Genomic DNA, 13,380 nt, shown 5'->3' with positions numbered 1-13,380 from the left:
GTAAAATAATTGTACCTTTTATTTAAAGAATTTTCTTAAACATCTCGATAACTTGTTCTTTGCTAGGTATGAACGGATTGCCCGGAGCGCAAGCATCCTTCATTGAGTTCTCGGCAAGCAGATCCAAATCCACTTCATTTACACCCAGTTCAGAAAGTTTGGAAGGAATCCCAACTTCCTTCGACAGGTCTTTGATTCTTTGGATTACATAGTCTGCGCATTCCTTATCCGTTTTCCCCTTATCTTCAAAACCGATGACCTTAGCGATGGCACGAAATTTCTCTGGTACATGCTTGGCGTTCTCCTCCTCCACAATCGGCAGCAGCATGGCATTGCAAACACCATGAGGCAAATCGTATACGCCGCCAAGCTGATGCGCCATCGCATGAACGTAACCCAATCCAGCATTATTAAATGCAAGTCCTCCCAAGAAAATAGCGTATACCATTTGCTCTCGTGCTTCTATATCATGACCGTTGCTCACCGTACGAGCCAAATGATTAAAAATAATCTCTACTGCTGCCAACGCAGTCGCATCCGTTACAGGATAGGAGCCTGGCGTAACCAAAGCCTCAATAGCGTGGGTCAAAGCATCTAGTCCTGTAGCTGCCGTTAATGCGGCGGGTTTATCTACCATCAGTTCAGGGTCGTTGACCGAAATTGTAGCAACACTATTCTTATCAACCATAACCATCTTGACCTTGCGCTCTTCGTCCGTAATGACATAATTAATCGTGATTTCAGCCGATGTTCCTGCTGTGGTATTAATAGCCACAATAGGAAGCGATTTATGCGTGGATTTATGAACGCCCTCATACTCGGTTATATGTCCCCCATTGGTAGCAATAATGCCGATTCCCTTAGCCGTATCCTGTGGTGATCCTCCGCCAATCGAAATTAAAAAGTCACATCCGTTTTCTTGCAGAAACTGAACACCATCATGTACATTTTTACAGGTCGGATTTGGTTTTACTTCATCGTATACCGCATAGTTCAATCCAATATCATTCAGCAAAGATGTAACCTTGCCTGCAATGCCACTCTTCATCAAAAATTTATCCGTAACGACTAGAGCTTTGTTTAAATTCAGTTCTTTTATATACGGCCCAACTTCATGCAAACATCCTGTTCCCATAAGATTGATAGATGGTACAAAAAATACATGTGCACTCATAAAAAATCGGCCTCCTAAGAATTCACTTCTTAATGCCTCGCTAAATACGGATCAATCTCTAAAGTGAAATATTTCACAAAAATAATTTTATCTTTACTTTGTTTTGATGTCAATAATAAAACACAGATATTTGTTGGTTTTATTTTTGTTTATTTTGTTTTATTAAATGAACCCAATATTTAGTACACAACTAATCGGATGCAGTCTCGTACAACTTAGATGAACATATTCACAATGAGGTGATAACAGCATGACAATCAACAAGAAAGCATTGCTAGCTCTGCTAGCGGTATCATTGCTCCAGGCAAACCCGTCGTATGCAAAGTCGGTACGGACGACTCCGGTGACAACCGTTTATGTAGATGACCGCCCGCTTCAGCTTGCCGTCCAGCCGCTGCTGCTAGACGGGACAACGCTAATCCCCATGCGACAGTTGTTTGAGGCGCAAGGAGCCAGGCTTTCCTGGGATGGATCCGGCAAAACCGTAACGGCAACCAAAAACGACACGGTGCTGACCTATCGCATCGGGGAATTCGCTGCCACCTTAAACGGCGATACGCTGTCCCTGAATGTTCCAGGACAGATTGTTGAGGGCAACACGATGATTCCACTGCGTTTTGTAAGCGAAGCACTTGGGAGCACAGTAAAGTGGGAGGCCTTGACCCGGACCATCCGAATTGCCTCCAGGGGCGATTTTTTCACAACGGTTCTTTTCGGGGTCAACCTGCGCAGCAAACCGGATTCATCGATAGCTTCCTCTTCCCTACGGCTTATTCCAGCCGACGAAAAGGTTCATGTCATTCGCGAGGTCAATGCTCTCTGGCTGGAAGTGCGCACTAAAGACGACCTGACCGGATACATATCGGCTAAACCAAAATACAGCGATTATACCAGCCCATCCTTGGTGGAACGACAAGGAGATGAACTGATCGCCTACGGAGAGAAATTCCTTGGTACTCCTTATGAATTCGGAGCAGCAAGCGGCCAGACATCGACCTTTGATTGTTCTTCTTTTGTGGAGGAAGTGTTCCGGCATACGCTCTCTTTCGACCTCCCTCGTGTCTCTTACGATCAGGCTAAAGAAGGCCGGAAAGTCGGGCTGAACGAGCTGCGCAAAGGCGATCTGCTGTTCTTCAGCGCACGCGGCCTGGAGATCGGCCATGTGGCGATCTATGCAGGGAACAACAAGTTGCTGCATACCTTCTCCAAAGAACGCGGCGTTCATTTTGACACGCTTGATGATAAATGGCAGAAACGTTTCGTAACAGCGCGCAGGCTGTTTTAGGACGAACCAGATAGCCAATAACAGGAGGATTCCAGTACCACACTCATTATCTTCTGATTGCCTTTTGCCGGACGCCTCCCTTGCGGTTTGCGTTCAGGCGGCAAAAGGTCTAGGTTCATTGTTAAATGGAGGTCTAACGTTTAAAGGCTACGAACGCATAAAAGATTGGATTGAGATGTTAATCGTTTTAAAATACTAAGTAGAGTCTGTTAATTATAGACAGGAGGAATCGTTATGCAATTTGAGACAAACCGGCTCATCATTCGTGATATTGTCAGATCTGATTGGGAAAGTATACATACGTACACGTCATTGCCTGAAGTTACTAGATATACAGCCTGGGGACCGAATACAGAAGAAGATACAAAGGCATATATAGAACAAGTTCTAGCTTCACAGCAGGAACAGCCACGACAAGACTATGAACTAGCCGTTTGTCTGAAAAATAATGGAACCCTGATCGGCGGTGTTGGTATTCATGTCAAAGATACTAATGCAGAAATGGGTTATGTTTTGAATCCAGATTATCAAGGGAAGGGTTATGCAGCAGAGGCAGCACGAGCGTTACTAGACTTTGGATTTAGCACACTTGCTGTCCACCGTATTTATGCAACATGTCGTCCAGAAAACAAGGCTTCTGAGAAGGTTATGCAACAGATCGGAATGCAACGTGAAGGTTTGATGCGTGAACACTGGTACTACAAAGGCGAGTTTCATGATTCATATTTGTACTCTATTCTTGCTGAGGAATATAACAGGACATAAAAACTCCTTAAGAAATATGTTGCTGCGATAAAATGATAGTTAAACCATTTTGACTATCTTGTTTGAAAATATATATAGTTGGAAATAGGTGTTGTTAAGAATCTGTCTGAGCCATTCTGTGAGGAGTTTTAACGATAAATAGGTTTGAGGAACTTTTCTGAACGATATAATTTTTAATTTAAGGAGGGAACAACATGGAAGCTTTTGCAGAATATTTAGCGCATATTGATAACCCCCAACATCGGGCTCGAACGCAAGAGGTTTTGGCTTGGGTAACCAAGAAGTTTCCAAATTTAATGGCAAAAATTGCGTGGAGTCAGCCTATGTTTACGGATCACGGCACATTTATTATTGGCTTTAGCGTAGCCAAACATCATTTGGCCGTTGCCCCTGAAAAGGCAGGGATTAATCATTTTTCTGAGTTAATTGTGCAGGCTGGCTATGATCACACCAAGCAGTTGGTACGTATCCAGTGGGATAGTCCCGTTGATTTCTCATTACTTGAGAAAATGATCGAGTTTAATATTTTGGATAAGGCAGACTGTTCAACCTTTTGGCGGGGATAAAAAAAGGTTCCTTTTCTCGTAAAACTATACATCGAGCATCACAAATAAGTATGTTTCTTCTCGCCCCTCTACCATCCTTCCAAATCTCATCATGCTAATGACCCTTAAAGTAACACTATGCTATAATGTGGAAAGTATGGATTGTTACATGCACAGGAGGATTGGAGCAAAATGATTGGGAAATTTTTAATTTTCTCTCTACTATGGAGTTTGCTCGGTAACCCGTTTTTGGCAATGCTCGTACTCCTAATCGTGATCTATATATTGGATCGCAGCTTTGTCGGTGTATTGCCCAGCATCAGCAGACCATGGAAAAGAAGACGCAATGCCGCTCGATTGAGCCAACAGATTACGCTAAACGCCAACGATGTGGCTGCCAAGTTCGATTTGGCTCGTATCTGGATCGAAAGCAAGAAATATCCTCAGGCTTTGGAGCTGTTATTGGAAATTCAATCCCGTTATGAAGAATCAGCAGACTATTGGAACGCACGGGGAACGGCTGAAGTACACACAAACCATCTGGAGGTTGGAGAACAGCATTTATTGAAAGCACTGGATATTAACCCGCGGGTGCAATACGGTGAGCCTTATTTGCATTTAGCCGCTGCTTTCAAGGAACGTGACGTCAATAAGTCGCTTCATTATCTGCAGCAGTTTCAGGAGATTCAGTCTTCTTCCAGTGAGGGCTATTATCTGACAGGCTTGATGTACCGTATGCTGGGACGCAAGGATGAGGCCATTGTAGCCTTTAACCAGTCCATTGCCGTCTATCGCTCTCTGCCCAAATACCGTAAACGAAGTGAGCGCAACTGGGCTGTACGTAGCTTATTCCGTAAATTAATCGGCTAAACAGCTATATTTATTTTCTTAACGACCTTTCTCTTCTTTTGAGAAAGGTCGTTTTTACGTTTGTCTACCATGTACTTCCACGGACCTGAATCGGCTCCCTTTCGCATCCTGAATTTGAGGCATTTTTTTGTAATCAGTCGTTGACATGCCACAAATCAGGTCATATAATCCGTTTATGAACTGATGAGTTTATATATAAACTTTAAAGTACAAAAAGACAGAAAGGATGATCATCTTGTTAAAACCCAGTCTCTACATATCTGCTATATTCATTCTTCTGTTCACCTCAGCTTGCTCATCTACAGGATCGAGTAATAATGAAGCAGCAGAACAACAAAAGCAAAAGGTGGAAGCGATGGTTGTTAAAAAAGAACCACTGTCTGCTTCTTTTGACCTTTCAGGCACACTACAGCCCTATGAGGATACCTCCGTATCTTTTGAGTTATCCGGACTGATTCGCGACACAGTAGTCAATGTGGGAGACTCCGTATCCCAGGGGCAGATCTTGACGATGCTTGATTCATCCAGCTACCAGCTACAACTGGAGCAGGCTAGTACAGCTATCCTTGAAGCACAGGCAGGTATCAAAAATGCTACAGCCGCCATTTCCAGCGCAGATGCCTCCATTCAATCCGCCGACGCGCAAAAAGCAGCAGCTCAAGCTGGAGTTAACAAAGTGAACAAGGGTGCTCGTGAGCAAGAAAGGACACAGGTCCGTACCAAAGTGCAAAGAGCACAGTCCGCTTTGACTAAAGCACAGGCTACCGCTGAACGCACTAAGCTTTTATATGACCAGGGAGCTGCGACCAAAAACGATTATGAAAATGCACAGCTCGCTTTAACCAACGCCTCCAAGGACCTGGAGGATACACAAGAAGCCCTCTCCTTAATCCAGGAGGGAGCCACATTAGAAGATCGGCAATCGGCAGAATCCAGCTTGCGGCAAGCCCAAGCCGGGAAAGAAGCTGCTATCGCTGCGAAGGAACAGGCAGAAGCCTCCCGAGATAACTCAACTGCGGCATATCAACAGGCGGTCATTGCCAAAAAGCAAGCCGAACTTTCCCTCTCCAAGACAGCTTTAAAAGCCCCCATTTCCGGCGTTATTCTGGAGAAAAAGGCAACGGTGGGACAATTAGCGAGCACTGGACAGCCGATATATCGTATCGGACAAATCGACAAGCTCAAGGTGCTGCTCCCTGTTCCCGATCATGAAATCACGAACTGGAAGCAAGGTCAGACAGTCCAACTTCAACTGTACGATGAGAACAGAGAAGGAACGGTCAGCAAAATTTATCCGGCCACCAACACCAATACGGGCAGTATCAACGTAGAAGTGATTGTTCCTAACCCCCAGCATGATTGGGCACCGGGACAAGTCATAAAGGCAGGCCGCCAACTGACTCAGAGTGAGCAAATTTTGCTCCCAGCCAAAGCTGTCATTAATAACGGTACAGATACTTTTGTCTATAAAGTGGTGAACAACAAAGCGGTCAAGACGGTCGTGAATGTCGGTCAGATGTCCAACAATAAGCTCGAAATTACCAAGGGACTGAATGTCGGGGATCGTATCGTTACCACCGGAGTAAACCTGATCTACGATGGGCTGCTCGTTCAGATCATGGGGGGAACGAGCAAATGATTGCATATTTTATCAAAAAGAAAAAACTGACCCTCTTTATTTTTATCATGGCGATTGTTGCCGGGCTATATAGTGTCTCTCAACTTCCCCGGCAGGAAACGCCGGATATTATCAAGAAAACCGCTGTGGTCACGACCCTCTACCCTGGAGCTACACCCCAAAAGGTAGAACAAACGGTCACGAAGCCTCTGGAACAAAAAATGAAAGAAATCAATCATATTAAAAAGATTTCTTCTACATCCGAAAATGGACTTTCGACGATTATCATTGAGACAGAAGGCAACGCCAATGCCGCAGAAGTCTGGGATACATTACGCAAAAAAATGAACGATGCCCAATCTTTTCTGCCCACAGATGCTCAAAAGCCTGTCGTTAACGATGATTTGAATAAAGTATTTATCCATTCCTACGCCATCACGGGGGACTCTGTGGAGCAATTGTATCAACTAAATGATATGGTGATATCATGGAAGGATCAATTAAAAACCATTCCCGGTGTATCGGAAGTAACAATCAAGGGATTACCGGATCAAGAGGTTCAGATTGAGATTGATGCTCAAAAGCTCCAGCAGTACCATATCAGTTGGGAACAGCTCATGAGTGCAGTGCAGAAGGAAAATGAGCAATATCCGATAGGCAATCTGGATTACAATGAACGTACCTATCGCTTGAATGTAAAGCAGTCCAAGGATGCTCAGGATTTGAGTAAAGTCATTATTTCCAGAACGGACAGCGGCGCTCCTGTGTATCTCAGTGATGTGGGCACCGTATTGCTTACACATAACACCAGCAGCTATATGGCCTTTTTTAACGGTAAACCAGCTATTACGCTGACGATTAACGGTAATACCGGCTCTGACGTAGACACGATTTATAGCAAAGTAAATAAAGAAATGCAGTTGTTAAAACCAGATCTGCCTAATACGTTTCAACTGAATACGTTATTTTCACAGACCGAGCGGATTGATCATATTTTTCATGGCTTGACCCGTGAATTGCTGTTTGCCATTGCGGCGGTTGTGATCGTATGTACATTGGGCTTGAATCTGATTACATCCTCTTTTGTGGCACTGGCTATTCCTATTTCAATCGCCATAGGTCTCATTATTCTCCCTATGCTCGGAATAACATTGAATCAGGTTACGGTCATTGGCTTAATTATTGTAATGGGGATTCTAGTCGATGATGCTGTGGTGGTTAATGATAATATTGAACGCAGAATGATGACCTTGGGCGAGAGTCCCAAGATAGCAGCATTAAATGGAACGAAAGAAGTTTCCATTTCCATTTTGACCGCAACCCTGGCAACTGTAGCCTCCTTTGCCCCGCTGTTCTTTTTATCAGGCGATGCAGGCTCCCTTATCAAACCATTACCGTTTGCTGTTATCTTTACGTTATTGGCTTCCATGCTCATGTCCTTTACCGTCATCCCAATCTTTAGAGAATGGTATGGACAACGAAATCAAAAAACGCCCAACTCCACCATGAAGCCGTCGGGACTGCTGGGAAAACAAATTGATGCTCTTCGTAACATATATACCAGCAAGCTGATTCCGAGAGTCATTAAGCAACCTGGATTATATGCTGCATTAGGATTATTGATCAGTACCACGCTGTACGGCATACTTGCTCTGATTCCGATCGACCTGTTCCCCAGAACCAACGATCCAGAATTAAGCATTAATGTGCGTATGCCTACAGGTACTTCTATAGAAGAAACCAAGCGGGTCACCGAGGATATTGCCAAATGGGTGAAGCAGCAACCTCATGTGGAAACGATCAGTTATGCGGCTGGCGGCGACGCTCCCCGGTTGTTTCAAGATATGACCGCTGACGCCAAAACAGGCACAACCGTGGGTCAAATTGCTATTATTGGGGAAGAAGGTGCATTTGATCCCGATGAAATGGCAGACAAATGGCCCTCCATCTTAAAGGATCGTTATCCGGGTCAATCTATTTCCTTGAAAATAGCCAAAGTAGGGGTGCCTCTCGGTAAGCCGATCTCCATTCGGATTTTAGGCAATGATGTAGATCAGTTGCGTTCGTTGTCACAGCAGTTAAAAGAAGGCATTATGGCTACCAGAGGAACACAGGACATACAAGATAATATGGAAAATGAAGGATATACGTTAGATTTCCAAATCAACAAACAAGCGATGGATCAATATCAGGTAAGCAATAATGATCTGACACGTACACTCTTGTTAATGGGTAATGGCGTGAGCTTTAGCCGATTTGATACGGGGAAAGATTTGATCAATATTAAGCTGAAGCTAAGCCAAACCGATCAAAATCCTGAAATTTTGTTTCAGCAATTGAATGTGACCAATGCCAATGGTATTCAAATCCCTTTATCTCAATTGGCTGAGTTGAAACCATCCTTTGCAACACAAAAAATTAACCATTATAATTTAAAACGTTCGATTACTGTTGAAGCTGAAGTTCACGGGCGTACAGCTTCCGAAGTCATGAAGGATGTCAAGCTTAAATTGCAGAACATTAAATTTCCTCCAGGCTACACTTGGGAAATTGGCGGCGAGATTTCAGGACAAGATGACATTTTATCAGAAATAGGATGGTTATATGTTGTCGTCATACTATTAATCTTCATGCTGATCTTTTTGCAATTTTATTCTTTCTCGACTCCACTCATCATATTGACTACCGTGTATATGGCAGCAGCAGGCGGATTTCTTGGCTTGTTCATTCTAAATACGCCGGTTAGTTTTATGGGCGTGTTGGGCTTAATGACCTTGGCAGGTATTGTCGTACGTAACGGCATTGTGCTGATTGAGTTTATTGAGGATGCAAGACGTGAAGGGATCGAACTGAAGGAGGCCGTTGTTGCAGCGACCAAAGCGCGTTTCCGCCCCATATTGCTTACTTCACTGACAGCCATTGTCGGTCTGATTCCGATTGCGCTTATTGGGGAACTTATGTTTAGACCTCTGGCGTATACCATTATGTTTGGATTGATGTACTCGACCATTCTTACGATGTTTGTGGTTCCGTCCCTGTATATGGTTATTGCCCGCTGGAAATTAAAGAGACAGAGCAAAAAATTGGGGGTACAATGAAAAAAATAACGAGTGAAGATATTATCTATGCCGCCCTTTCCCTGTTTTCTGAAAAAGGGTACGATGCCACCTCGGTGGATGAAATTGCCCGCGAAAGCGGGATGGTGAAGGCTTCCTTTTATAAATACTTTCAAAGTAAAGAAGAGTTGCTGCTGGGGACAATCGTCCTGATTGAAAAGCTTCTTGATGCAGATATTAAAGAACTTTATTTGAAGCACCAGCTACCTTCCCGTGAAAAGTTGAGACAACTGTATTTGATTGCGCTGGGCCGGATTTATAAGAATAAAGTTCATTTGCTGGTATACTCCGTCCCTTTAATCGGTTCTAAGGAAGAAAAAATCGCACAAGCCATTGATCGTGTTGAACTTTATTTGTCTAACGTGATGGTTGATTTCTTAATTGATGCTTATGGACAATCCATAAAAAACTATGCGTATGATATTGAGTTTGTCGTCAAAAGCATGATTGTCAATTCCCTCCGATTGAGCGATTCAGAGCTGTCCTGGACGGAGCAGCAAACACTGGCTGAATTTATGCTCAGCATTACGGATATGCTGGCACAAGGAATGCTGAGCCCTGATGTTCAACATCAAATCATGTGGGGCCGCGATTCCGTATTCCATGAAGATTCTGATCAAATCTGGACCAAGGGAAAACAAATCTCCTATGCACTGCAACGTATGGATACGGTTCTGAAACAAACTAAATTAAATGAAGCTCCCCGGAATGAATATGTGCAAATCCTAAGCAGATTAAAGGGTGAACTCTCGGAAGAAAACGTGGAAATAGCTCACGTGAAAGCCCTCCTTCTATTTTTGGGTCAGCTGCCCGAGTTACTGGAAGACTGCACCAAGCTGAAGGCTATATTGGAAGTTTAGCACGCCGAAATGCAGAAAAAGAGGTTCATGATGGTCAGTTGCTACTGCCATCATGAACCTCTTTCTTTAATATACTTTGTCCGATCCAAAGCATCCTCTCACGCTCACCGTAACGGCGCATAACCAAGCCGATTCAGCTCTTCCGCAATCACGCGATAACCACGACTGTTCGGATGCACCCGATCTAACGAAAGCAGTGCCCGTTCATAGCCCTCAAATGCGGGATAAATGTTCGCCACCCGGTAATTTGGTCCGCCCAATGTATAGAGAAACGAGTTATACTGGCGCACATATACTCCCGCCTCCCTCACCCCTGGAAAAGGATTATATAATCCCACCATTCGGATGATAAATGGCTCACGCTGACCGGACTTTATCTGATACAGGACATGTACAATTTGGCGCACATGTTCTTTTGTGTGATTCAACGCTTGCGGAATGGAAGAACCCGACAAGCCGGAACCTCCAGCAAGGGCGCTGATGTATGGGCGCAGATCATTTCCGCCGATCGTTACGGTTATAAGTTCAGCCCGGCTGAGCGCCGACCGAAAAAGCGGATTGTTGCGGACCATTGACAGCAACTCCTGCGATGTCAGCCCATTGATTCCCAGATTCTCGTAACTGACTGGCGTACGGAGATGTCTTTCTGTCATTCGCCGATAGATAGGTACAAATCCGCCGCTCAGCAACGTCCCTGCACCTGTTGTTAAAGAATCTCCAATCGCTGTGTAATGGTACGCCAATGAAACTCACCTCCCTCTTTCTACATAACATATCTTATGTAGAAAAAGGGACGCGGGACCCGGAGATTCGCTTATTCTTCGTCTATTTCATATACACAATGGAATTGCCCACCCTCTGGCAAATCCTCTGATCCATAGACGGCAAAGCCCACGTTGCGGAAGAAATCTGCCCCCTCCGCATCCGTGTCCACAGTAAGCCGTTTCGGATTACGCTCCTGAATGAGCGTAAGCAGCATACCTCTGGCATATCCTCTATGACGGTTTTCAGGCAACACGGCCAGATGACGAATTACGGTTGTCCCATCCTCCTGCTCCTCAAAGCCGACAATACCTACAATAAGTCCTTCATCTTCTACACCGAACAGCTTCCAGTCATCCGAGGCTTGATAGGTACGTAAAGCTGCTTCTCCTCGTTCAGGGTGATCCAGCACAGCGTAGGTTAACAGCTCCAGAACCTCCCCACGATCTGAATCTGTTTTTATATTTTTAAACATTGTTTGTCGTCTCTCCTTAATATCCTGAAATTAGGATTACACTCTAATTCTCCATAATAAGCAACGGCCAGTTATCAAGCCATTGCTTCTCAAATACACGCTGACGAAAAGCCGTTGTGTGACGAAACAAAGGGCTTTGCCGTACCCGCATATCCAGTAAATCTTCCAATCCATGCGAACAAATGACCTCTATTTGATCCTTGTCATTCAATCTAACCGCCACAGCCGTTGCCGTCTCTGGCCAGCGGCTCATCGCATCCTCTACTGAGGAATACGGAGCCTCCCCGTTGCGAATATGCATCCGAGCCTGATTTTTGACAGACCAGTTACGTCCGGCTTGCTTACGGTTCAAGGACAATTCTAGATACTCATCTCGTTCCTCTAGCGTATTTTTCGGGTCAAAATAAATAACATCAATATCGTTTAAAGGTGTAGCAGTTGTATAGCCATGGAGCTTGTCCCAAACCCGGTTACGTACATAGCCTGCGGCAATACATCCTTGTGGCAACTTCAGCTCTCGCACATAGCGCAAGTCTTGCAGTACCTGCGGATCATTCATATATTGTATGATTCGTAGCGCATTTTCTTCCGACTTCATCCTGCACTCAACTCCCTTTTTATGATGACAGTTGCTGCACCGATTCTCCTCCCTGAGCCGCGATCCGTGCTGTACGCTGCACCAGACGGCGGCGTGCGACCAGAAGGAATGGAATACCAATCACAACCGACAGGGCAACCGGAACAAAAACGGCAAGCGGCGCCGTTTGACCATAGATATCCAGCAACCAGCCACCAAATAAAGGAGCCAGCACGCTTCCCAAATTATTAAAGCCGATTGTACCGAAGTAGGTCCCTTTATATTGAGCATCTGCAATTTGGTCAATCAATACGTCCAGCATCGTGAACAATAACACTTCACCAACCGTAAACAGCACCATATCCAGTATAAACATCCAGCCTGAGTTTAGCATACCGCACAGCAACAGGCTGACCGCAATACATATATTCCCTGCAATCAAGGAATTCACCGGGGAAAATCGGCTTGCCAGTCGCACCAGCGGATATTGAAATGCCAATACACAAACCGCGTTGACCGTCAGCATGTATGTAAACCATCGGGTTCCTTCTGCGAAGGATAAGGACAAGAATTGAGGCATTGTGGAATTGGAATGCGCATAGCCCATCACACAAAATACCGTTCCCAGCAAAATTGGCATAAACACCGGATCACGGCTGGCTGTACGGAATGCCTCACCCATTCGCAGTGGAGCTCCCGCCGTTGTACCTATATGCAGATCCGATGCATACCGGGCAAATTGGATCAACAACAGTACCCCGTACAATGCGTACACACCAGCAGCTACCATAAACGGCGTACCCGTGGATGCAGATCCTAGCATTAAACCAAGCAACGGCCCTGCCACCACCCCAACATTAATGGCCGCATATCTCATATTGTAGATAAGCAGTCTTTTCTCCTTCGGGGTTACATCTGATAACAGCGCCCGTGAGGTTGGCTCGAACAGGGATCTGCACAGTCCATTCAGAGCATTAATGACAAAAAAGGCCCAGGCCGCTTCCGCCAACGCAAAAGCAACGAATACAAGCGCCCAGCTCGCAATGGACACCAGCATCACCTTACGCCGTCCAATTCGATCTGAAATATATCCACCGTAAAAGCTGGCAAAAATGCCGACCAACGAGCTGACCGATACGATCACCCCCGTATGAAAGGGGGACACCCCTAAACGGGTGGTAAGGTAAATAGACAAAAACGGGATACTCATGGATGTCGCCATCCGCCCAAAAATAGTACCGACAATAATCGTCCAGGCCAGCGGGTGAATAGAACGCAACTGTTCTCTCATATATGTCTCTTACGTCCTCCTTCCGTATGCAAGTCTAACAAG

General features: G+C 45.0%; 12 protein-coding genes. 7 read left to right on the top strand and 5 right to left on the bottom strand.

The annotated features are described in order from the left end of the window. Positions 1-22: 22 nt before the first annotated feature. The gene (locus tag ACUYLD_RS04590) at positions 23-1,174 is read right to left on the bottom strand and encodes an iron-containing alcohol dehydrogenase (protein WP_061831334.1); all 1,152 of its coding nucleotides are present in this window, start codon (positions 1,172-1,174) and stop codon (positions 23-25) included. Between the two features lie 250 nt (positions 1,175-1,424). Here ACUYLD_RS04590 and ACUYLD_RS04585 point away from each other — a divergent pair, with 250 nt between their 5' ends. The 7 genes from ACUYLD_RS04585 to ACUYLD_RS04555 all read left to right on the top strand — a co-directional run bounded on the left by ACUYLD_RS04585 (position 1,425) and on the right by ACUYLD_RS04555 (position 10,233). Then, a complete protein-coding gene (locus ACUYLD_RS04585) occupies positions 1,425-2,459 on the top strand; it encodes a C40 family peptidase (RefSeq protein WP_446674512.1) in 1,035 nt (344 codons plus the stop codon). A 234-nt stretch (positions 2,460-2,693) separates the two neighbouring features. Next, entirely contained in the window at positions 2,694-3,224 is a 531-nt protein-coding gene (locus ACUYLD_RS04580; RefSeq protein WP_250261739.1) for a GNAT family N-acetyltransferase, read from the top strand. Between the two features lie 194 nt (positions 3,225-3,418). Next, complete coding sequence (locus ACUYLD_RS04575; RefSeq protein ID WP_061831331.1) at positions 3,419-3,790, top strand: iron chaperone; 372 nt, start codon at positions 3,419-3,421, stop codon at positions 3,788-3,790. A 171-nt stretch (positions 3,791-3,961) separates the two neighbouring features. Further along, the gene (locus tag ACUYLD_RS04570; protein ID WP_446674511.1) at positions 3,962-4,639 is read left to right on the top strand and encodes a tetratricopeptide repeat protein; all 678 of its coding nucleotides are present in this window, start codon (positions 3,962-3,964) and stop codon (positions 4,637-4,639) included. Positions 4,640-4,865: 226 nt separating this feature from the next. Further along, the gene (locus ACUYLD_RS04565) at positions 4,866-6,278 is read left to right on the top strand and encodes an efflux RND transporter periplasmic adaptor subunit (protein WP_416381842.1); all 1,413 of its coding nucleotides are present in this window, start codon (positions 4,866-4,868) and stop codon (positions 6,276-6,278) included. After that, on the top strand, positions 6,275-9,355 hold the full coding sequence (locus ACUYLD_RS04560; protein ID WP_250268064.1) for an efflux RND transporter permease subunit: 3,081 nt from the start codon (positions 6,275-6,277) through the stop codon (positions 9,353-9,355). Before ACUYLD_RS04565 ends, ACUYLD_RS04560 begins: the two co-directional genes overlap by 4 nt. Next, a complete protein-coding gene (locus tag ACUYLD_RS04555) occupies positions 9,352-10,233 on the top strand; it encodes a TetR/AcrR family transcriptional regulator (protein WP_235308092.1) in 882 nt (293 codons plus the stop codon). Before ACUYLD_RS04560 ends, ACUYLD_RS04555 begins: the two co-directional genes overlap by 4 nt. 104 nt (positions 10,234-10,337) lie before the next feature. Here ACUYLD_RS04555 and ACUYLD_RS04550 read toward each other — a convergent pair whose 3' ends face one another. The 4 genes from ACUYLD_RS04550 to ACUYLD_RS04535 all read right to left on the bottom strand — a co-directional run bounded on the left by ACUYLD_RS04550 (position 10,338) and on the right by ACUYLD_RS04535 (position 13,338). After that, positions 10,338-10,976, bottom strand: coding sequence for a GDSL-type esterase/lipase family protein (locus tag ACUYLD_RS04550; protein ID WP_250268063.1), 639 nt, complete (start codon positions 10,974-10,976; stop codon positions 10,338-10,340). Between the two features lie 71 nt (positions 10,977-11,047). Next, the gene (locus ACUYLD_RS04545; RefSeq protein ID WP_446674510.1) at positions 11,048-11,470 is read right to left on the bottom strand and encodes a GNAT family N-acetyltransferase; all 423 of its coding nucleotides are present in this window, start codon (positions 11,468-11,470) and stop codon (positions 11,048-11,050) included. Between the two features lie 43 nt (positions 11,471-11,513). Next, positions 11,514-12,068 carry a nucleotidyltransferase family protein gene (locus tag ACUYLD_RS04540; RefSeq protein WP_446674509.1) on the bottom strand — a complete coding sequence of 185 codons (555 nt, stop codon included), beginning with the start codon at positions 12,066-12,068 and terminating at the stop codon, positions 11,514-11,516. 19 nt (positions 12,069-12,087) lie between these two features. Beyond that, the gene (locus ACUYLD_RS04535) at positions 12,088-13,338 is read right to left on the bottom strand and encodes an MDR family MFS transporter (protein WP_446674508.1); all 1,251 of its coding nucleotides are present in this window, start codon (positions 13,336-13,338) and stop codon (positions 12,088-12,090) included. Between the last annotated feature and the right edge of the window lie 42 nt (positions 13,339-13,380).

It is taken from the genome of Paenibacillus sp. SER-28, assembly GCF_052906305.1.
Note: the sequence above shows the minus strand (reverse complement) of the source record. Positions and strands in the feature narration are given on the sequence as shown.

Coding starts and splice junctions, on each gene's coding strand:
- ACUYLD_RS04590 (WP_061831334.1), bottom strand. CDS start 1,174: ATGAGTGCACATGTATTTTTTGTACCATCTATCAATCTTATGGGAACA.
- ACUYLD_RS04585 (WP_446674512.1), top strand. CDS start 1,425: ATGACAATCAACAAGAAAGCATTGCTAGCTCTGCTAGCGGTATCATTG.
- ACUYLD_RS04580 (WP_250261739.1), top strand. CDS start 2,694: ATGCAATTTGAGACAAACCGGCTCATCATTCGTGATATTGTCAGATCT.
- ACUYLD_RS04575 (WP_061831331.1), top strand. CDS start 3,419: ATGGAAGCTTTTGCAGAATATTTAGCGCATATTGATAACCCCCAACAT.
- ACUYLD_RS04570 (WP_446674511.1), top strand. CDS start 3,962: ATGATTGGGAAATTTTTAATTTTCTCTCTACTATGGAGTTTGCTCGGT.
- ACUYLD_RS04565 (WP_416381842.1), top strand. CDS start 4,866: ATGATCATCTTGTTAAAACCCAGTCTCTACATATCTGCTATATTCATT.
- ACUYLD_RS04560 (WP_250268064.1), top strand. CDS start 6,275: ATGATTGCATATTTTATCAAAAAGAAAAAACTGACCCTCTTTATTTTT.
- ACUYLD_RS04555 (WP_235308092.1), top strand. CDS start 9,352: ATGAAAAAAATAACGAGTGAAGATATTATCTATGCCGCCCTTTCCCTG.
- ACUYLD_RS04545 (WP_446674510.1), bottom strand. CDS start 11,470: ATGTTTAAAAATATAAAAACAGATTCAGATCGTGGGGAGGTTCTGGAG.
- ACUYLD_RS04540 (WP_446674509.1), bottom strand. CDS start 12,068: ATGAAGTCGGAAGAAAATGCGCTACGAATCATACAATATATGAATGAT.
- ACUYLD_RS04535 (WP_446674508.1), bottom strand. CDS start 13,338: ATGAGAGAACAGTTGCGTTCTATTCACCCGCTGGCCTGGACGATTATT.